General features: G+C 62.9%; 14 protein-coding genes. 4 read left to right on the top strand and 10 right to left on the bottom strand.

The genetic code is table 11. The features are described 5' to 3' along the window. Positions 1–92: 92 nt before the first annotated feature. From C4J89_RS03200 to pbpC, 5 genes are all read right to left on the bottom strand, one after another. Complete coding sequence (locus C4J89_RS03200) at positions 93–650, bottom strand: DUF4136 domain-containing protein (RefSeq protein WP_124413740.1); 558 nt, start codon at positions 648–650, stop codon at positions 93–95. 45 nt (positions 651–695) lie between these two features. Beyond that, positions 696–1,298, bottom strand: a complete 603-nt coding sequence (locus tag C4J89_RS03195; RefSeq protein WP_124369448.1) for a DUF4136 domain-containing protein — start codon at positions 1,296–1,298, stop codon at positions 696–698. Between the two features lie 24 nt (positions 1,299–1,322). Further along, positions 1,323–2,072 (bottom strand): methyltransferase, encoded by a 750-nt coding sequence (locus C4J89_RS03190; protein WP_124413739.1) that lies wholly within the window; start codon positions 2,070–2,072, stop codon positions 1,323–1,325. After that, entirely contained in the window at positions 2,065–2,373 is a 309-nt protein-coding gene (locus C4J89_RS03185; protein ID WP_048723087.1) for a MazG-like family protein, read from the bottom strand. Before C4J89_RS03185 ends, C4J89_RS03190 begins: the two co-directional genes overlap by 8 nt. A 106-nt stretch (positions 2,374–2,479) precedes the next feature. Beyond that, on the bottom strand, positions 2,480–4,810 hold the full coding sequence (gene pbpC / locus C4J89_RS03180; protein WP_124413738.1) for a peptidoglycan glycosyltransferase PbpC: 2,331 nt from the start codon (positions 4,808–4,810) through the stop codon (positions 2,480–2,482). A 90-nt stretch (positions 4,811–4,900) separates the two neighbouring features. Here pbpC and C4J89_RS03175 point away from each other — a divergent pair, with 90 nt between their 5' ends. Beyond that, positions 4,901–5,194: a hypothetical protein gene (locus C4J89_RS03175; protein ID WP_124413737.1), complete on the top strand. Its 294-nt coding sequence runs from the start codon at positions 4,901–4,903 to the stop codon at positions 5,192–5,194. 138 nt (positions 5,195–5,332) lie between these two features. Here C4J89_RS03175 and C4J89_RS03170 read toward each other — a convergent pair whose 3' ends face one another. Beyond that, a complete protein-coding gene (locus C4J89_RS03170; protein WP_124413736.1) occupies positions 5,333–10,228 on the bottom strand; it encodes an alpha-2-macroglobulin in 4,896 nt (1,631 codons plus the stop codon). A gap of 297 nt (positions 10,229–10,525) precedes the next feature. On the opposite strand from C4J89_RS03170, the gene C4J89_RS03165 reads away from it, so the two are divergent. After that, complete coding sequence (locus C4J89_RS03165) at positions 10,526–11,869, top strand: MATE family efflux transporter (protein WP_124413735.1); 1,344 nt, start codon at positions 10,526–10,528, stop codon at positions 11,867–11,869. A gap of 129 nt (positions 11,870–11,998) precedes the next feature. On the opposite strand, the gene speA is transcribed toward C4J89_RS03165, so the two are convergent. From speA to C4J89_RS03145, 4 genes are all read right to left on the bottom strand, one after another. Beyond that, positions 11,999–13,912: an arginine decarboxylase gene (gene speA, locus C4J89_RS03160; protein WP_124361102.1), complete on the bottom strand. Its 1,914-nt coding sequence runs from the start codon at positions 13,910–13,912 to the stop codon at positions 11,999–12,001. 142 nt (positions 13,913–14,054) lie between these two features. Next, on the bottom strand, positions 14,055–14,426 hold the full coding sequence (locus tag C4J89_RS03155; protein WP_124361101.1) for a translation initiation factor Sui1: 372 nt from the start codon (positions 14,424–14,426) through the stop codon (positions 14,055–14,057). Positions 14,427–14,514: 88 nt separating this feature from the next. Further along, a complete protein-coding gene (locus tag C4J89_RS03150; RefSeq protein WP_124361100.1) occupies positions 14,515–15,051 on the bottom strand; it encodes an NUDIX hydrolase in 537 nt (178 codons plus the stop codon). A gap of 2 nt (positions 15,052–15,053) precedes the next feature. Next, positions 15,054–16,121: a DUF2333 family protein gene (locus C4J89_RS03145; protein ID WP_124361099.1), complete on the bottom strand. Its 1,068-nt coding sequence runs from the start codon at positions 16,119–16,121 to the stop codon at positions 15,054–15,056. A gap of 297 nt (positions 16,122–16,418) precedes the next feature. Between C4J89_RS03145 and C4J89_RS03140 the strand changes: the two genes are divergently transcribed. Next, positions 16,419–18,089: a PleD family two-component system response regulator gene (locus C4J89_RS03140; RefSeq protein WP_124361098.1), complete on the top strand. Its 1,671-nt coding sequence runs from the start codon at positions 16,419–16,421 to the stop codon at positions 18,087–18,089. 53 nt (positions 18,090–18,142) lie between these two features. After that, positions 18,143–20,104 carry a methyl-accepting chemotaxis protein gene (locus tag C4J89_RS03135; protein WP_124413734.1) on the top strand — a complete coding sequence of 654 codons (1,962 nt, stop codon included), beginning with the start codon at positions 18,143–18,145 and terminating at the stop codon, positions 20,102–20,104. Positions 20,105–20,301 lie beyond the last annotated feature (197 nt).

The raw sequence follows: 20,301 nt of genomic DNA, 5'->3' as shown, positions 1-20,301 counted from the left end.
CTCCTGTGCCGGCGAGTTGCCGTGCGCTTACTCTCCTTAGGGTATCGATAAGTGTAGACGCGCTGTCGGCGCAGCGCTGCTAAAGGGCAGGATCAGCGCGGCGGGTAGTTAGCGAGGATTTTGCTCACGGTGTTGCGAATGGCCGCGCTGCGGTCCTGGGGGTTCGGCGAGCTGGCCATGATTTGTTCGTCACTGCCACGCCACACCAGCTTGCCGTCCTTGCCGTCGAGCAGGTCGATCTGCAGGGTCGCCACCTTGTAAGTGATGTTGCGCGTTTCGTTGTACATCGGCGCGCCCCAATAGCCATTCCATGGCCCGCCCCAGGCACCGCCGTAGTTGGTGGTGACTTGTTGCTGGCGGTCTTCGACGATCAGGTAGGCCTGCACATTCAGGTCAGCCTTGGTGCCGGGCGCTGCTGGGCGCAGGCCGCGCTGGTCAAGCTGCTCGCCCACGGCCTGGCGGATACGTTGCTCGGTGAGGTCGCTCTTGATGCGCGGGTCATCCGGGCGGTATTGCAGCGCCGGCTCCTTCCAGGCCCAGTGACGGTAGGCGGCAAAGTCGCGGCTGGCGTCAAAATCGTGGTTGACCTGGTTGCTCTGGCAACCGCCCAGCAGCAGCACAACGGCAAGCGTAGCGATACGACGAAACATGATGGCTCTCCAACGTTCGGTCCAGGCTTTAAATCAGAATAGCGGTTAACGCGGAGGATACGCCGTCAGTGCCTTCTGTACCGCTTGGCGCAGCGCATCCGCGCGCTCACTCAGGCTGCCCTGGCTGCCCGTTTCCGCACTGGCGCTCCACACCGGCTGGCCGCTGCGGGCGTCAAACAGATTGACCCGCACCACCACGACCTGCACTTCATAGGTACGCACCATCGGCACCGAGTTGTACATGCCGTAGCCATTGCCATAACGGTTGTAGCCGCCATAGCCGTAGCCATAGTCATCCTGGACTTGCCGCAGGCGTTTCTCCAGGCGCACATCGGCGCTGACCAACAGGTCGGGCGCGCGATTGTCGTGCAACGGGCGCAGGCCGCGCTGGTCCAGTGCGCCGCTGACCGCTTCGGCCACCTGGGCCGAATCCGCCCACGCGGTGCCGGCCGGCAACTGGCCGTTACGCCAAGCCCAATTGCGGTAGGCACCATAGTCGCGCACCGGCGCCGGGTAGGCACTGGCATCGAAGGTCGTGGCCGCTTGCGCCGGGGCCGGTGGCATCGGCGCCGAAGCGGCCACATAAGGGTTAGGGCTGGAACAGGCGCCTAACCCGAGAGACAACAGTAGCAAACCGAGACGACGCATTTCGACCTCCGCAGGCTGGGCCGCTTAAACCGGACGGCACACCCAGTGCAAATAACGCCCAAGTCCGGCAAAGCTTGGGTGACGACGGTGAGCGAGCTCCATCTCGAGCAAATCCTGCAGATTGGCGCGTGCCTGGAATTCCACCGGCATGTAGTCGTGGAACACGCGCACGCCACTCTGGCTTTCGACCTGCCAGAGCCCTTCGAGTTGCGCAGCCAATTCCCGCGGGTCCAGTGGCTGCTGCGGCGTGAGGCTCTGCTTTTCGCCGGCCATGTCGTTCTTGCGCATCTTGCGAAAGTGGCCCTTGAGCAGGTTGCGGTAGATCAGCGCGTCGCGGTTGTAAAACGCCAGGGACAGCCAGCCGCCGGGCAGCGTCAATTGGTGCAGCACCGGCAGGATCGCGTGGGGTTCGGCCAGCCATTCGAGCACCGCATGGCACAGCACCAGGTCGTAGGGCTCGGTGAGTTGGCCGAGCAGGTCTTGCCAGGGCGCGTGGATGAACGTGGCGCTCTGCCCGGCGTCGGCGAAACGCTGGCGTGCGCCTTCGAGCATGGGCTCGGCGGGCTCGGCCAGGGTTACCTGATGGCCGCGTTCGGCCAGCCACAACGACATGTGCCCCAACCCCGCGCCGATATCCAGTACGCGCAACGGGCGGTCCGGCAGGGCCTCGGTAAGATCGGCCTGCAACACTGCCAGGCGAATCGCGCCCTTGGCGCCACCATAGATCTTCTCGGCGAAACGCGTGGCCAACTGGTCGAAATGCCGATCACTCATGGGCAAACCGCCGTTCGCTGTCGGCCAGTTTGGCGCGCACCACCTCGTTCATGTCCAGGCCCAGCTCACTGCACAGCAACAGCAGGTACAGCACGATGTCACCGACTTCCTGGCCGGCGTGAGCCAGCTTATCGGCGGGCAATTGGCGCGACTGGTCTTCGCTCAGCCATTGGAAGATCTCCACCAGTTCGGCCATTTCCACACTGGCGGCCATAGCCAGGTTTTTCGGGCTGTGGAACTGCTTCCAATCGTTGGTATCGCGGATGCGGTGCAGGCGTTCGGTGAGGTGTTCGAGGTTCATTGGGGGCTCCTGAATGGGTATAGCTTCAGGGGGATGGAGATTGAAGGCAAGTGAATAGCGGTGGTGGGCTTGAGGATGCCATCGGGGGCTTGCCCCCGATGAGGCCCTAATCAACCACACTGAACTCAAGCCTGGCAGTTTGCCCCGCCTCATCCAGAACACTCAGTTGATAACGGCCCAATCGCTCGAAACTGGCATTGATGAAATCCTGGTTGGCACTGTCACCCAAAGGCGCCCCGTTAAGAAACCACCACCGCCGCCCGCTACCGCCCAGGGCGGAGATTTTCAGGCGTAGCGCCTGTTGACTGGCAGCGGGCAGACGCAGTTGATCGCCCTCGCGCACGCCCACAATAGACAACGGCGAAGCGGCGGCCAAGGCCGGCGGCGGGCAATCCGGGTCGGCTGCCGGGATGCGCGCTTCGCGGCGCTCCGCCCTGGGCAACCAAGGCTCCAGCGGCGCCGGCCACAGGGCGATATTGTTCGCTTCTGCGCCGGGGCAATGGGCATCGACGCGTAACCCTTTGGCGTTGACCCAAAGGTTTTCCATCAACCCCACGCTCAAGGGTTGGTCCAGCGCCTGCAAGGTCGGCGGCGTGGTGTTGTCCAGTGTCCAGGCAAAGCGCTGGCGACGGCAATTGGGATCGCTGCGACTCATCGGCTGGCCCAGCGGCCAACAGATGGCCGCCACGCCGACATTGGCCGGCACCGGTTTGACGGCTGCGCTGATGCCGCGCTGGCTGTCGCGGTTGGCCAGCACGTCATGCACCTGCAACATCAATGGCGCTGCCGAGGCCAGGCCAAACTGCCCCGGCACCGGCGTGCCGTCCGGTCGGCCGATCCAGACGCCGATCAGGTAACGCGGGCCGACACCAATCGCCCAGGCATCGCGAAAGCCATAACTGGTGCCGGTTTTCCAGGCCAGCGTCGGGCGTTGCACGAGTTCGGCCCGTGGGTCGCGGTCGGGGCGCGCCTGGCCGCTGAGGATACGCCGCACGATCCAGGCCGCTCCCGGCGACAATAATGGCCGCTCCCTCAGCGCGTCATCCGGCTGCAAGCGCAGGGTGGCGCTCTTACCGTCGCGGGCGAACGCACTGTAGCCGCTGACCAGGTCTTCCAGGCGGCTGCCCGCGCCGCCCAGAATCAGCGCCAGGTTCGGTTCGGCCAACGCCGGCAACGCCAGCGGCATGCCGCCGATGCGCATCTGCGCGGCGAAGCGTTTCGGCCCGTAGGCTTCCAGCAATTGCACTGCCGGCAGGTTCAGCGAGCTGGACAGCGCCGTACTCGCCGGCACCGCCCCGGTAAAGCCCATGGAGAAATTGCCCGGCCGGTAATCGCCGTAACGTCGCGGCACGTCCTGCAGCAGGGATTCGGAATGAATCAAGCCATCGTCCAGCGCCATGCCATAGAGGAAGGGTTTCAAGGTGGAACCGGGCGAGCGCAGCGCGCTGATCATGTCCACATGCCCATAGCGTTTGGCGTCATTGATATCCACCGAGCCGAGGTAGGCACGCACGGCCATGGTCTCCTCCTCGACCACCAGGATCGCGGCGGAGGTGTGTTCGGGCAAACGTGCGCGCCAGCCCAACAGCAGGTCCTCCAGACGGCGCTGCAACGTGGCATCCACCGTGGTACGGATCAGCGGCGGGCTGTCGGGACGGTTCAAGCGCCGCGCGAGCAACGGCGCCAGGCTCGGTTCCAGGCGCGGCGCGAGCAGCAGCGGTTCTTCCAGCGCCTCATCCACCGCCGATTGCGGCCATACCTGGAACTCGGCGAGGCGGCGCAGCACTTTGTCGCGGGCCTGCTGGGCGCGCTGCGGGTGACGGTCCGGGCGCAAGCGGCTCGGTGCCTGAGGCAATACCGCGAGCAGGGCCGCTTCGGCGTGGGTCAATTGCGCCGGGGATTTACCCAGATAAGCCCAACTGGCCGCCGCCACGCCCTGCAGCGTACCGCCGAACGGTGCGCGGTTCAGGTACAGGTTGAGGATCTGCTCCTTGGATAGGTGCCACTCCAACTGCGCGGTACGCCACAGCTGACGCAACTTGCCGAGGAAGGTACGCGAATGCGGATCGAGCAAACGCGCCACTTGCATCGATAACGTACTGCCGCCCGACACCACCCGCGCACCGCTCAGGTTCTGCCACGTCGCCCGCGCCAATGCCAACGGATTTATCCCGGGGTGCCGATAGAACCAACGATCTTCGTAGGTCAGCAACGCGTCCAGATAATACGGTGAGACTTCGCTGGTTTGCACTGGATAGCGCCACACGCCATTGGCATCGGCAAAGCGCCACAGTGGTGTGCCATCCTCGGCCAACACCACCCGAGCCAGGTCGTCCTGGGGCAACGGCAAAGGCCAGATACGGTCGGCCAGCCATAGCAGGGCAATCGCCAACAACAGGCTCAGCAGTGTCCAGCGGGCAACAAAACGCAAATTCAAGCGGGCAAACCTCTATGCTTGTAGGGAACTCGCCTGTCGCAACAACGACCAAAGGCACAGTTACGCCCACCTTCTTATCAGGACACGCACATGCAGGTAGAAAGCTTTTTCGAGTGGTTGGGCCAGGCGCTCGGCGCCGTCATCCGCTTTATCGTCGACGGTCTGAGCGGCTTGTTCGGAGCCCTGACCCACGCCGGCGGCAACTTTATCGATGGCTTGTCGCGCACCCTGGGCATGGACACCTCGATCATCAGCATCCTTACCCTGATCGTCGGGCTGTTGCTGCTGTACTCGGCCGTGCGGGCGTTCATGCGCGCGTCGATCATCATGGGGATTATCTGGTTGATCCTGGGGTTGTGGCTGCTCAGTTGGGTTGTGCACTAAGCCCGAGAATGTCCCCGATCCCATGTGGGAGGGGGCTTGCTCCCGATAGCGGTGGGTCAGTTGCCGGATACATTGACTGATACACCGCTATCGGGAGCAAGCCCCCTCCCACATTAGTTTCGATTCCAGGCCGAGCGATCAGCGGCCCTTGATCACCATATCTGCCGGGGTTTCGCCCACCGCCTGCCAGTTCGGCCGGTACATCGACTCCACCTGCGGCGGCGGCACACGGTAGGTGCCCGGCGTTACAGCCCGCGCCAGATAGAGCAAGTGCGTCGTCCCATAGCCATTCAGGTTCATGGCCGCCACATAACGGTCATCACGAAACTCCTGATGCTTGAGCGAGGCGTTCTGCATCGATTCGCGCCATTCCTTCACCTGGCTGCTGGCGTTCTCCAGGCTGGCCGCGCTTTGCGCCAGGTTCTGGTTTTCCAGTTCCAGGCCGGCGGGCAGCAGGTCGACCACCAGGGCGTCCGGCACCCGTTGCTTGGCGCTGACCGCCAGGTGCACCAACACCAAATCACCGCTGTTAAGGCTGTGCAGGTTCAGCGGCTGGCCGTTCATGCCCAGGTATTCGCGACGGATGCTCAGATTCTCGCCGCCCGCTGCCGGTGGCACTTGTGGATAACCGGAAAGGGTCAGTTGCTGGTACACCGGCGTTTCGCCCTGGTTGCTCAGGGTCAAGTCGCTGGACAGCAGCTTGTCATCCAGTTGCAGCGTCGATTGCTGATTGTTCAGTTCGCGCACCGCGCCACTGCCGGTCAGCGACACCTGCCAGCTCGCCTCTGGCTGGGCGAGCCCAAGGCGCCCAGCGAGGAACAGTGAGTTACGCTCCTGGGTCGACAGATACGGGCTGGCCGCCAACTGGTCCGCCAGGGTAAACAAACGTTCCTCGCGCTTGCCCTTGGCCAGGTCATTTTCTTCCAGCAAGGCCAGGATCATCGCCTGGTCGCGCAATGGGCTGCCGTAGTCGGCCAACCATTCCTTGGCGCTGCGCTGCGCCGCCAGGCCCGCGAGCAACGCCTGGTCCGCACGCGGCTGGTCGCCCATTTTCTGCAGGGCGATGGCCAGCTGCACCAGCGGCAAGCCGGAACGCGCATCGCTGCGGCGTTCGAAGATGCTGCGCAAGGCCCCCAGCGGCGCCTGCTGACTGCGCGCCAGGACCATGCCGGCGTAGGCCTGCACGGCGAAACGGGTGTGGTCGGCGTTGTCGCTGTAGTCGACTTCGATCAGGTTGCGCTCCTGCACGTAGCGCAGCAGACGCTCGCTGGCTTTCTTCAGCGCCTCGGCCGGTACGGCAAAGCCCTGGTCGCGGGCGCGCAGCAGGAAGTCGGTGACGTAGGCGGTCAGCCAATATTCTTCCTCGCCGTCAGCGCCCCACAAACCGAAGCTACCGTTGTAGCGCTGCATGCCCAGCAGGCGTTCGATGCCCAGCTCGATCTTGCGTTTACGCTCGGCATCCGGCTCGCCCTTGATACTCAGGCGTTTGAGCAGCGCGTCGTCGGCATAGAGCGAGGGGTACAGACCGCTGGCGGTTTGTTCCAGGCAGCCGTAGGGGTAAGCCTTGAGCGCACTGATCTGCGCGCCGAGGTTCAACGGCGGCCGGCTGGACAGGCTCAACAACGCCTCGCGTCCCGAGCTGTCGAACTGCTCTAGGGTGCCTGCCGGCAAGCTCCACGGCTGGTCCTTGAGCACGGCGCGGTAATGCTTGAGCAACGCCGGGTAAGCAGGGCGCACGCCCAGGGTCCATTCACGGCTGAACGGCGGCAGGTTTTCACCGGGCAGGTCCAGGCCATTGACCGTGACCTTCACTTTGCCCTGCCCCAGGCCGCCCCAGGCTTTCACCGGGATACGCAGGGTGGTGCGCTGGCCTTGTTTCAGCTCGACGGTTTGCGCGCCGTTACCGGCCAGTTCAAGTTGCCCTTCGGCGGTCAGTTGCACCTCGAGTTTCTGCGCCTTGCCGGACAAGTTAGACAGGTCCAGCGCCAAGGTGGTCTGGTCACCCCCGGCCAGGAAGCGCGGCGCCGACAGCTCGGCGATCAGCGGCGCGGCGATGACCGTCTTGGCTTCGGCCATGCCATAGCGATCATCGCTCCAGGCCTGGGCCATCAGGCGCAGTTCGCCGTTGAAATCCGGAATATTGACGCTGACTTCGCCCTCGCCCTTTTCGTTGAGGGTGACCGGCGCGCTTTGCAGGGCGACGATGGTCACGCTGGTGTCCGGGCGCTTGCCGCCCTTGGCCAGTGCCGCATCGCCACCGAACGCCAGGCTGGCCAGGCGGCCCTGCCCGGCTTCGATCAACTGGCCGTAGATGTCGAACTGGTCCACGCCGTAGGCCTTGCGGCCGAACAGGCTGGCGTACGGATCGGGTGTGGGGTATTCGGTGATATTGAGAATGCCCACGTCCACCGCGGCCACCAGCACATGCACCTGCTTGGGCACACTGCCGTCGGCATTCCTGGCGGCGATCTTCACCGTCAGCGGTTGTTTGGGGCGCATTTTTTCCGGCGCGGTCAGCGTGAGGCCAAGCTTGCGCTGGGTACGATCCAAAGGCAGGTGCAGCAGGCCCACCGCGCGCTTGGGGGTGATATTGGCTTTGCGCTCGCCTGGACGGATTACCAGTGCGCTCACGTACAAATCATGCCGCGACCATTTCGGGTCGAGCTTCACGGCGAAGCTTTTGCCTTCGGCCGGCACGTCGATTTCCTGCCACCACAACGGCCCTTCGGCAGACTCCACCAGCAAGTAGCCTTTGCCGGCAGCCGGCGGGGTGACGGTGACATTGGCGGTGTCGCCATCGCCATAGGCGGGTTTATCCAGCGCCAGCTTGACCTGGTCGGGGCGCACGGCGCCGCCTTCGGTGTTGTCCTGGGCCTGGTAGCCGGCCCAGAAGCGCAGGCTGCTGATCAGGCCGGTCTGCGGGTCTTCGACCTCCACGCGATAAGGGCCCCACTCCACCTGGAAGCTGACCTTGGCGGTATCGCCGGCCTTGATGTCGAGGGTCTGTTCGTCGAGGTTGAGGAATTTCTCGTTGTAGTGATAGCTCCAGCCATCGTTGTCGGAGTAGTTCCAGTAGTAGTCGCGGCGCTCACGCACCAGACGCACCTTGAGGTTCTGCGCGGCGAGTTTCTGGCCGTCCTGGTTGGCCACCACGACTTCAAATTCCGCCGGGCCGTCGCCGTTGGTTTCAGTGCCGTCAAACAGCCCGCGCAGGCCCGGCAACTGCTCGGCCGGCCAGATCGGCTGTACCAGGCGCCGGGTGATCGGCCGCCCGCCCGACTCTTGCAGGCTGGCTTGCACGATCAGTTGCAGCGGCGACTTGGCCTCGGCCCATTTGCTTTCCAGGGTCAGTTCTTCCTGGCCCTTGGCGTCGAGCGTGCTTTCGTCCAGTTCGAAATCCTGGCTCAGCTCTTCTTCGGTGACCGAACCGAACTGGAAGCCCGGCAGGGCTTTGACCGCCTCACGCAGCGGGCGCACATAAACCTGCCCACTGACCCGGTTGCCCGAGGCCGGCGCGCCGTACAGATAACGGCCGTTGACCTGGATGACCGGGTCATCCGCCGGGCTCAGCGCGGTGTCACTGCCCTTGAGTTCCAGCGCCAGGCGCTCGGGCAGGAAGTCTTCGACGAGGAATTCATACAGCTGCGGCTTGCCATCGCCCAGGTCGAACACCAACTGCCACCGCCCGGTCGGCGCTTCGCCGGCCAGTTGCAGCGCGTATTGATAGAGGCCGGAAGCGTCGGCGTCCCACACGAACTTGCGGCTGACCTGCTCATCCGGGCGGCGCACTTCGACGCTCACCGGTTGCGGCTTGACGGCGTTGCCGTCCTTGTCGCGCAACAGCGCGTTGAGCAGCACGGTTTCGCCGGGGCGGTACAAGTCACGCGGGCCGAACACAAAAAACTGCAGCGGATGGGACGGCTGGCCAGCGATGTCGAACTCGGCCAGGTCCAGCGCGGCGCTGTCGAGGCGCAATAAGCTGGTCTGTTCGCCTTGCTTGGCCAGCAGCACCTGGGCTTTTTTCGGCAGCGGCAACTCGGCGTGGCCACCGTCTTCGGTCTTGCCCTGGCCGAGCACACGGCCTTCGGCATCGAGAATTTCCAGCTCGACGCCGTTCAGCGCCTTGCCACCTTCCAGCGCCTGGGTAAACACATCCAGGCGATTGGCGTAGCGGTGCACCGACAGGCCGATATCGCTCAAGGTAAACAACGTGGCCGGTTGCGAATAGTTGTAGGTGCCTGAGGCGCGCATCACCGCCAGGTACACACCGGGCTGCTGCAATTGCTTGAGGCCGGCAATCGGCAGCAACAGGGTTTCGCGGGTGTTGCGCGCCGGGTTCAAGTCGAAACGCCCGCCGTAGACCAGATCGGCCATCGGCAGCAATTCGCGGGACTCGTAACTTTGCAGGCTGGTATTGCGCCCCCACTGCGCCAGGAACGACGGCAGGGACTCGGGCTTGATGCGGAAGAATTCGACGTCAATCTTGTCGACGTTCAGCGCGATCACCGGCAAGCCTTCGGCCAGGCGCGTGGGCAGCAACGTGCCGCGGCTGGCGAAGCCGACGGTAGCTTGCAGGTCACGGGTTTCCAGGCGGGCGCTGTACTCGGCGGGCAGCAGGTTGTTATTCACCGCTCTGACACCGGGGTCCACCGTGAGCACCAGCTTGCGCTGCGGCTCCAGGTGACGCAGGCGCAATTCCATCAAGTTGTCGGAGAGTTCCCAGGCGCCATCGACCTTGCCCGAGGTGCTGTCCACCAGATGGACTTTGTCGGCGAACTTCTGATCCGGGTCCAGGGGAATGGAGAAACTCACCGACAAGGTGCTGGCCCCATCCAACTGCACCTCGGACACGTCCACCACACTCAACTCGCGCCCGGCGTAGCGCTGCTTCAACGCCGCCACATCCACCGCCGCCTTGGCCGGCTTGGACGCCACGCTCGCCGCTGGGGCGGAGGGCGCAGACGGTTTATCGGAAGAATCGCAGGCGCTCAGCAGGGCCAGCGCGCAGGCCAGGAACAATCCTTTGTTAAGCATGGGGCACTCGTCGTCAGAGGAAACCGGGGGGTGAACTATATATCAGCGCCGGCCAGGCCGCTGTGGCGGCGATCACATTGACCGACAGAGGGTGGGGCGGGTTCTCGACGGACTCAAGCTCCAGCCAAATCTCACACATAGGTGATCAAAATGTGGGAGGGGGCTTGCCCCCGATAGCAGAGTGTCAGGCAACAAATTTTTTGCTGATATACCGCCATCGGGGGCAAGCCCCCTCCCACATTGGATCTGCTGTGCGACTAAGGGCCGGGTACAATGCCGCTCCACCAAGGAGCCTTCATGACCACCCTGCTCGCCGACTGGCGCCACCGCCCCACCCATCGCCGTGTCTGGGCCCTGGCCGCGCCGATGATCCTGTCGAATATCTCCGTGCCGCTGGTAGCCCTGGTCGACAGCATGGTCATCGGCCACCTGCCCCACGCTCACCAACTGGGCGCCGTGGCCGTCGGGGCCAGCCTGTATACCTTTCTCGCCTGGGCCATGGGTTTCCTGCGCATGGGCTCCACCGGTTTTGCCGCCCAGGCCGCCGGGCGTAATGACGGCGCGGCCTTGCGCCAGATCCTGCTGCAGGGTTTGTTGCTGGCGCTGGGGTTGGCGATGTTGCTCGGCACCGTGGGTATTCCGCTGAGCCACCTGGCCCTGGAGTGGATGCAGCCCTCCGCCGAACTGAACCAGCTGACCCGCGAATTCTTCCATACGCGCCTGTTTGGTCTGCCTGCGGCACTGGCCAGTTATGCGCTGGTCGGCTGGTTCCTCGGCACCCAGAACGCCCGTGCGCCGCTGGCGATTCTGCTGACCACCAACCTGGTCAATATCGCGCTGAACCTGTGGTTCGTACTCGGCCTGGACTGGGGCGTGGTCGGTTCGGCCCGGGCCTCGGTGATCGCCGAGTGGACCGGCGCCCTGCTCGGCCTGGCCCTCACGCAAAAAGCCCTGCGCGCCTACCCCGGTTATATCGCCTGGGCCGCATTGAAGCGATGGGAAAGCTGGCGCCCGCTGCTGGCGGTGAACCGCGACATCTTTATCCGCAGCCTGGCGTTGCAATCGGTGTTTTTCATGATCACCGTACAAGGTGCGCGCCTGGGCGATGCCACCGTGGCGGCCAATGCGCTGTTGCTCAACGGCCTTCTGCTGACTGCTCACGCTTTGGACGGCCTGGCCCACGCGGTGGAAGCCCTGTGCGGCCACGCCATCGGTGCGCATGATCGCCAGGCGTTGAGACGTTCATTGGTGGTGGCCTGTGGCTGGTCATTGATCGCCAGCCTGGGCTTCGCATTGCTCTTTACCTTCGGCGGCCATGTGTTTATCGCCATGCAGACGGATATCCCCAGCGTGCGCGAAACCGCCGATATCTACCTGCCCTACCTCGCGGTATTGCCGTTGATTGCGGTGTGGAGTTATTTACTGGATGGGCTGTTTATCGGCGCAACGCGGGCGCGGGAAATGCGCAATGGGATGTTGCTGACGGTGCTGTTGGTGCTGCCGATCGCCTGGGCACTGCAGGGGTTGGGTAACCACGGGTTGTGGATAACCTTCCTGGTGTTCATGGCAGTGCGCAGTTTGACGCTGTGGGCGATTGCGTGGCGGTTGAATCGGCAAGGACTGTGGCTGGGCGCCAACTGAAGAAATGCAATCCAAATGTGGGAGGGGGCTTGCTCCCGATTGCGGTGTGTCAGCCACTAATGCTCTGACTGATCCACTGCTATCGGGGGCAAGCCCCCTCCCACATTTTTAGAGCTATATCAGCTGCTATTACGAGGACAGGTACGAAGAACGGGTCAGCCCCAGACGCAAGGCATCCAGGAACTGGGTGCGCTCCGACGCTGAGATCTTCGCGCTCGCGCACTTGTCACGGTAATGCGTCATCAACTCTTCCGGCGACAAGTGCACATAGCGCAGCATGTCTTCGATGGTGTCGTGGGTCTCGATACCGGCGCTGTACACCGAACCGTCTTCACGCTGGTAGATGTTCACCGAGTCGGTGTCGCCGAACAGGTTGTGCATGTCACCAAGGATTTCCTGGTAAGCCCCCACCAGGAAAATACCCAGCAGGTAGTCTTCGCCCTCGTTCAGGGCATGTACCGGCAGGCTGGTCTCGATGCTCTGCTCGTCGACGTACTGCTTGATCTTGCCGTCGGAGTCGCAGGTCAGGTCTTGCAGCACGGCGCGGCGCAGCGGCTCTTCGTCGAGGCGATGCAGCGGCAGGATCGGCAGTACCTGGCCGATGGCCCAAGTGTCCGGCAGGCTCTGGAACACCGAGAAGTTGCAGATGTACTTGTCGGCCAACTTGTCGTTGAGTTCGTCCAGCACCTGGCGGTGCGAGCGCTGGCGGGCTTTCAACGAATTGTGCAGGCGGCGGCACACGGCGAAGTAGCACTGTTCGGCCAGGGCTTTCTCGGCCAGGGTCAGTTTGCCGTCGGCATACTGGGTAGCCACGTCGCTCATGTAGTGGGTGGCGCGCCAGTAGGTTTCGGTGACCATCTCGATATCGGTCGGGCCGAGCAGGTCTACCAGCCATTGCACGGTTTCGGGCAGGCTTTCCTTGTTTTCGATAGTCGGGATTTCGTCGTTGTGTTTCTCGACGTCGGTTACCTGCACCACCAGCATGGCGTGGTGGGCGGTCAGGGAACGGCCGCTTTCGGAGAAGATGTGCGGGTGCGGCAGGCTCTGCGCGTCGCAGAATTCCTTGAGCATGCCCACCACCACGCCGGCGTAGTCGTCCATGTCGTAGTTGATCGAGCTGGCGTTACGCGAGTGGGTACCGTCGTAGTCCACGCCCAGGCCGCCGCCGACGTCGATGTGGTCCACCGGCAGGCCGAGGTTGCGCAGTTCGCCGTAGTAACGAATGGCTTCCTTGAACCCGTGCTGGTAGTCGGCCAGGTTGGCGATCTGCGAGCCCATGTGGAAGTGCAGCAGGCGGATGCCCTGGTCGAGGCCCGCCGCGCGGAAACGCTCGACCACCGACAGCAGTTGCGCCGCCGACAACCCGAACTTGGACTTTTCACCGCCGGTATCAGCCCACTTGCTCGAGGCCAGCGACGACAGGCGCACGCGCAAGCCAACCTGTGGCTTGACCTTGAGGCTGGCAGCCTCTTCGATCACCAGCCCGACTTCGGATTCTTTCTCGATCACAATAAACACGTTGTGGCCGAGCTTCTGGCCCATCAGCGCCAGGCGGATGAACTCACGGTCCTTGTAACCGTTGCAGACGATGGTGCCGCCCTTCGGCGCCAGGGCCAATACGGCCAGCAGCTCAGGCTTGGAACCGGCTTCCAGGCCGATGGAGACGTTCTGGGTGGCGATGATGTTCTCGATCACCGCTTCCTGCTGGTTCACCTTGATCGGGTACAGCGCGGTGTATTGGCTCTGGTATTCCAGGCGCTCGATGTTTGAATCGAAGGCACCGGTGAGCTGGCGGACACGGTCTTGCAGGATATCGGGGAAGCGCACCAGCAGCGGCAACGACAGGCCGCTTTTGCGCAGCGCGTCGACTTGCTCGTACAGATCGACAGGCGTGCTGTTCGGACCGTTCGGACGGACTTCTACGCGACCGGCTTCATTGATCGCGAAATAACCGGCCCCCCAATGGCGAATCCCATAAACGCTGCGGCTGTCCGCAACTGTCCATTGGCTGCCATCGTCTTTGCGTGTGCGTCGTACGGACATCGAAGTCCCCTATAAATGAAGGCGAAGGCGCCACCTCAAGCGGAGGCTGGCGCAGTCTAAAGAATGAAAATGACGATTTGCCTGTGAGGGAGGTAGACCTCGCTTGCAGGACAGAGTTTAGACACAGGTTGGGAAGAGGCTTTCAGCCGCCGGACTTCTTGGCCTTGTAACCGAGCTTGATCAACTCGGCCAACAGCAGTTCGACGTGATCGCCCTGGATTTCGATGACCCCGTCTTTCAACGCGCCACCCGTGCCGCAGCGCTTTTTCAGCGCGGTGGCAAGCTCCTTGAGCGCGTCTTCGGCCAGCGGCACGCCGGTGATGGTGGTCACCGTCTTGCCGCCACGGCCTTTGCTCTCGCGGCGTACGCGGGCAATGCCGTCGCCTTCGGGAATCAGGGTGTTTTTGCAGGTGCACGAATCCACGGGCTGACGACAGTCCGGGCAGTGTCGACCTGCGTCGGTGGAAAATACCAGGCCACCCAGGGCGGCGAAGGATGCGGCTTTCTTGGCCACCGGCAATCCTCTAGGGGATGAAAAGTGGCGCAGTGTAACGGCAAAAAGCCAAGTTGCTAAGGGCCAAATGGCGCCATTTCATGCAACTTTAGCGACGCAACGCCAGATAGCGCCGCAGGCCCTCTTGAGCGTCCGGGCAGTAAGACTTGTGTTTCGCCTCGCTCAACACCGTTTCAACCGGCAGGAAGCGCGCTTCCATGACTTCTTCGGGCTGCAGGCACAGTGGCCCGTCCCATACCGCAGAGTAGGAGGTGCACCAAAGCCTGCTGTCGCCGTCTTCGAAATAGAAATGGTCATGTTCGGTCAATTCCACGCCGCTGACGCCGAGTTCTTCTGCAAGCTCACGGGCCGCCGAATCGGCATAGGTTTCCCCTGCCGCGACCATCCCGCCCGCGGCCGTGTCCCAGAACCCTGGATACAGCGCTTTGCTCAGGGTGCGCCGATGCACGCACAACTCACCCTTGGTATTGAACAGGAATATGAAGGTGCAACGGCCGATCAAGCCACGCCGGCGAAGATCGGACCTGACCAGGTGGCCGAGCAGGTTGTCCTGCTCGTCGACCCAACAGATCAGTTCAGCATCGGAGGCTACCCGGTGGGCGGCCTCCCTTTGAGTAGCGTCCATCATCAACCCTGGTTGAGAAGCTGACGCAAATCGATCACCGCAGCGTTGGCCCGGGAAATGTAGTTGGCCATTACCAGCGAATGGTTCGCCAGTACCCCGAAGCCACTGCCATTGAGAATCATCGGGCTCCAAACCGGTTCCTGCGAGGCCTCCAGCTCACGAATGATCTGGCGCACGCTGACGGTGGCGTTTTTCTTGGCCAGCACATCGGCGAAATCGACTTCGATGGCGCGCAGCAGGTGGGACAGCGCCCACGCTTGGCCACGGGCCTCGTAGAACACGTTGTCGATCTGCATCCAGGGGGTTTCCACCACTTCCTCATCGACCTGCGGCACTTCACCCGGCGCCAGCGCTTCAGTTTTCAGCGCGGTGTTCAGCTTGACCCGGCCCACGCTGGCCGACAGGCGCTGCGACAGCGAACCCAGGCGGGTGGCGACATCGCCCAGCCAGTTATTCAGGTTGTCGGCGCGGGAATAGAACAGCGCGCCCTTCTGGTTCGGGTCGGACAGGCGTGCTTCGTAGCGATTCAGGGAGTTGATGCCTTCCTGGTATTCCGACTCGCTGGACGGCAGCACCCAGCTCTTGTTGTCGAAGTTGAAACGCGGCTCGGCCTTGGCCAGGTCAGCGTCTTCTGCCGACTGCGACTGGGAACGGGCGAAGTCTTTGCGCAGGGCACGGGTCAGGTCACGCACCTGCACCAGCACGCCGTACTCCCAGCTGGGCATGTTGTCCATCCACAGGCCTGGCGGGAAACGGTCATTAGAAATGTAGCCACCTGGCTTGTTCAGCAAAGTGCCGACCACGGTTTTCAGGGTTTCGACGGTGGTGTAGCCGATCACCATCTGCTTGCCTTCCTTCTCGGCGGCCAGCTGGGCGTTTTGCTGGACCGGGAACAGCGCCGGTTCCTGGCTCCAATACCAACCCAGGCCACCGGTGACCAGCAAGTACAAGCAGATCACGCTGAGCAAGGCGCGGCTCATCAGCAGGTTGCGAACGTAGCTGCGGTTGGCCGACTTGGGCTCAGGGGCGGGGCCTTTGGCACTGCCTTCGCGGTTTTTCCAGTCCAGCATGGCGATATCCTTTCAATCACTTGAGTTCATGCACATCAATTGTCCGGGTGCGGTCAAACATTCCGACCACAACCCTACCCCATCGTGCCCATCGGTGCGGGCTTTTAAACCAAATTGGCGCATACCGAAGGTTGGACTATAAAGGATGCACGCTTTTTACACAGCGCGACCACGAGGTCAAAAAATGAATACCGCAGACACGTACTTAATTGACGTATGACACTCATGCAGCAGAAAAGAGATGCTAGCATAGAGCCATCAGTCGACCTCAGCATGCACCCGCACAGTAGTCAGGATATGACCGAGTCAGAAGACCCCAGCCGCGAGCGTCTCAAGCAGCACTTTGCCCAGCGGGTAATTCATCAGGCACGTCAAATTCTTGAGATCTGGCAGCGCCTGCAGCGTAGCGAATGGTCCAACGCGGATTTCTCCGAGCTCAATGAAGCCAATCTGCGCCTGCAACGCTTTGCCGAGCGTTTCGAACAGCCCGAACACCGCCAACTGGCCCAGCACATTGGCGAGTCCCTCAAAGCGGTGGATGAAAACCGCGGGCGCCTGAGCAGCCAATTGATCACCGAGCTCAATCGCTTGATGCAGCGCTTGTCGCGCACCGGGCTGCGCCAGGGCGATCAGCTGGAACAAACCCTGCTGCCGCCGATGCGCAAGCCGATCTACGTGATGCTGGCCGACCACAACCGCGCCGAGCGCCTGGCCAAGCAGTTGGAATTCTTTGGCATGAGCGCCCAGTCCCTGGACAGCGTCGCAGCCTTTCGCGCCGCCATGGCCGAGCGCCTGCCGTCGGCCATCGTAATGGACGTGGATTTCTGCGGCACCGGCCTAGGCCTGAAACTGGCTGCCGAAGCCCAGGAAGGCCTGGAGCAAAAGCTGCCGCTGCTGTTTTTCAGCCTGCATGAAACCGACACCCCGACCCGCCTGGCCGCCGTGCGCGCCGGCGGTGAAGAATTCCTGACCGGCACGCTGGAGGCCTCGAGCCTGCTGGAAAAGATCGAAGTGCTGACCTGCGTGGCTCAATATGAGCCGTATAAAGTGCTGATCATTGACGACTCCCGCGCCCAGGCGTTGCACACCGAGCGTCTGCTCAACAGCGCCGGCATCGTCACCCGCACGTTGATCGAGCCGATCCGGGCCATGGCCGAACTGGCCGACTTCCAGCCCGACCTGATCATCCTCGACATGTACATGCCCGCCTGCACCGGCACCGAGTTGGCCAAGGTGATTCGTCACAACGACCGTTATGTCAGCGTACCGATCATCTACCTGTCGGCCGAAGACGACCTGGACAAACAGCTGGATGCAATGAGCGAAGGCGGTGACGACTTCCTGACCAAGCCGATCAAGCCGCGCCACCTGATCACCACCGTGCGCAACCGTGCGGCGCGTGCGCGCAATTTGAAAGCGCGGATGGTGCGCGACAGCCTGACCGGGCTGTACAACCACACGCATATCCTGCAATTGCTCGAAGACTGCAGCTTCCGCGCCCGCCGCGAGAACAAGCCGCTGAGCTTTGCCATGCTCGATATTGACCACTTCAAGCGGGTCAATGACAGCCACGGTCACCCCATGGGCGACCGCGTGATCAAAAGCCTGGCGTTGTTTCTCAAGCAGCGTTTGCGCAAGAGCGACTATATTGGCCGCTATGGCGGTGAAGAATTCGCCATCGTGATGCCCGACACCGACCTCGAATCGGCCTGCAAAGTGCTGGACGAAATTCGTGGGCGTTTTGCGGAAATCCACTACCCGGCCCAACCCCAGGATTTATGGTGCACCTTCAGCGCCGGGCTGGTGGAGCTGTGCGACGGTTCCGACAGCCTGACGATGGCCGCCCAGGCCGATGAGGCGCTGTACCGCGCCAAGCATGCCGGACGTAACCGCGTGCAAGCCGCTCGCACATCAAAGCAAAGTGCCATCTTTTCACCGGAATCCACTGATTCGGTCATAACTTTGTAATGTAAACGCAATAACTTCAGGCACTTATCTTTTGCTGTCGGTTGAAACCACGCATGCGCCTGAAGCTGCTGACCAATCTCAATACCCTTTTGTTGGTGGCCGTGTGCCTGGCACTTGGGGCGACGCTGTGGTGGTCGCAACGAGCACTGGAGCGCCCGTACCTGTTGATGGAGCGCTATCTGGGGCTGTCCCAGGCCTTCGAGAATCAGGTCGCACGCAATATCGACGACTACCTGGCCAGCGGCGATGCCCTGCGTTTGAGCAGCGCCGGCCAGAGCCTGGAAAGCCTGCAGCAGCAGCTCGATTCATTGCCGCCAGAGTTGGCCCAGAACCTGCGCCCCAGTCTTACGGACCTGGACGCTTTCAGCAAAACCGACCTGCTCGCCGCCGGCAAACTGGCCGGCGACCCGCAAGCGCTGTTATTGCAGGCCGAACGCGAGCTGGGGGCGAACCTGGAGCAACTGAGCCAGTACGCCAGCGCCGTGAATGCCCCGGACGCGGCGCGCTATCTGCCGCCACTGCTGGCCGCCGCGCAACACCTGGGCAAGCTGTCCCTGGCACGGGACAAACTGGTGAGCAGCGGTCGCGCCGAATTGGCGGATGATGTCGAGCGTGAAATCACCAACATTCGTACCCAGGCCGACCTGTTGGCGCAGTTGCCTTTGCTCGGGGTGAAGGCCAGTGCCGACTCCAGCAGCGACGATTTTTCCGCGTTGATGGGCCTGGAAAACGCTGAAAAAACCGAAGCCCAGGACACCGGCGTCGACCTCAAGCGTGAACTCAACAGCCTGTTGACTCGCTACCCCGCCGAACTCAAGCGCACCCGCGAACAGATCCAGCAACGCACCGACCTCGCCGCCGCCACACACATCAAGATCACCCGCGTGCGACAAGCCATCGCCGGCCTGGAGCCGGTGGTGCGCGCACAGCACGCCAACATCCAGGGCGAAGTGCGCCTGATGCAGGGGCTGATGATTGGCCTGATCCTGCTGATCGCACTGTTGATCGATACCCTGCAACGCCGCCTGGCGCGGGTGCTGACCCACCTCGCCCCGGCGCTGTCCACCTGGGCCGAAGGCAACTTCAGCCAGCCGATCGCCTTGGGCAGGACCAACCGCGAACTGCGCGACATCGAAGCCTCGCTGAATCGCCTGCGCGCTTATCTGGTGGACCTCGTCGGCACGATCCGCGGCAATGCCGAAGAAGTCGCCGGCAGCAGCCGCACCCTGGCCGAACTGAGCAGCGGTTTGCACGACGGCGCCGAACGCCAGGCCGGGGACACCGCGCAGATTCGTGACTCCCTGGGCGAACTGGAGGCGACCATCCAGCAAGTGGCGGGTGATGCCAGCCAGGCTGCAGGCGCGAGTCGCAGTGCCGGCGTCGCCGTGGAACAAGGCCAGCGGGTGATCGGCCTGAGCCTGGCCGGGTTGCATGCCCTGGTGGGTGAAGTGCAGCAAAATGCGCAGATGATCGAGAAACTCGCCGCAGAGTCCGCGACCATCGGCGGCGTACTCACGGTGATCCGCTCGATCGCCGACCAGACCAACTTGCTGGCGCTCAACGCAGCGATCGAAGCGGCTCGCGCCGGTGAGGCCGGACGCGGTTTTGCGGTGGTCGCCGATGAAGTGCGCTCCCTGGCCCAGCGTACCGCCGGCGCCACCGCCGAAATCCAGGGCCTGATCGCCGGCCTGCAAACCGCCGCCCACCAATCGGTGCAAGGCATGCGGGCGCAGGTCGAACACGCCGAAGCCACCGCCGAGCAAGCCCAGGCCGCCGACGGCGCGCTGGATAAAATCGTCGGGGCGATCCAGACCATCTCCGCGACCGCCGTACGCATCGCTGACGTGACAGCACAGCAAAGCGGGGCCGTGAGTGAGATTCGCGACAACAGCGAAAGAATTCACCAACTGGGTGAAGACAACCTGCGGCGTATCGGCCAGGGACGCAGCCAGGGCGAGCATCTGCTGGTGCTGGGTGGGCAGCTCAATACGGCTGTGAAAGCCTTCCGGGTCTGACCGGACCTTGCGCCCAGTGAAGATCGAAATGTGGGAGGGGGCTTGCCCCCGATAGCAGTGTGTCAGCCACTGCATGTGTTGACTGATACACCGCAATCGGGAGCAAGCCCCCTCCCACATTTGATCTCCATGGGCTTCATGACCAGATATCAGGCCTCAGTCACAAATTTCGCGCAATCCTCGCTAATCGTGCTGGC

Source organism: Pseudomonas sp. R4-35-07, assembly GCF_003852235.1.
Lineage (GTDB): Bacteria > Pseudomonadota > Gammaproteobacteria > Pseudomonadales > Pseudomonadaceae > Aquipseudomonas.
This window is presented reverse-complemented; position numbering and strand designations above follow the sequence as displayed.

Bases quoted from the DNA above. Each gene is read 5' to 3' on its own strand.
- C4J89_RS03135 (WP_124413734.1), top strand. From the start codon at position 18,143: ATGCGCCTGAAGCTGCTGACCAATCTCAATACCCTTTTGTTGGTGGCC.
- speA (WP_124361102.1), bottom strand. From the start codon at position 13,912: ATGTCCGTACGACGCACACGCAAAGACGATGGCAGCCAATGGACAGTT.
- C4J89_RS03165 (WP_124413735.1), top strand. From the start codon at position 10,526: ATGACCACCCTGCTCGCCGACTGGCGCCACCGCCCCACCCATCGCCGT.
- C4J89_RS03185 (WP_048723087.1), bottom strand. From the start codon at position 2,373: ATGAACCTCGAACACCTCACCGAACGCCTGCACCGCATCCGCGATACC.
- C4J89_RS03140 (WP_124361098.1), top strand. From the start codon at position 16,419: ATGACCGAGTCAGAAGACCCCAGCCGCGAGCGTCTCAAGCAGCACTTT.
- C4J89_RS03200 (WP_124413740.1), bottom strand. From the start codon at position 650: ATGTTTCGTCGTATCGCTACGCTTGCCGTTGTGCTGCTGCTGGGCGGT.
- C4J89_RS03145 (WP_124361099.1), bottom strand. From the start codon at position 16,121: ATGCTGGACTGGAAAAACCGCGAAGGCAGTGCCAAAGGCCCCGCCCCT.
- C4J89_RS03175 (WP_124413737.1), top strand. From the start codon at position 4,901: ATGCAGGTAGAAAGCTTTTTCGAGTGGTTGGGCCAGGCGCTCGGCGCC.
- C4J89_RS03195 (WP_124369448.1), bottom strand. From the start codon at position 1,298: ATGCGTCGTCTCGGTTTGCTACTGTTGTCTCTCGGGTTAGGCGCCTGT.
- C4J89_RS03150 (WP_124361100.1), bottom strand. From the start codon at position 15,051: ATGGACGCTACTCAAAGGGAGGCCGCCCACCGGGTAGCCTCCGATGCT.
- C4J89_RS03170 (WP_124413736.1), bottom strand. From the start codon at position 10,228: ATGCTTAACAAAGGATTGTTCCTGGCCTGCGCGCTGGCCCTGCTGAGC.
- C4J89_RS03190 (WP_124413739.1), bottom strand. From the start codon at position 2,072: ATGAGTGATCGGCATTTCGACCAGTTGGCCACGCGTTTCGCCGAGAAG.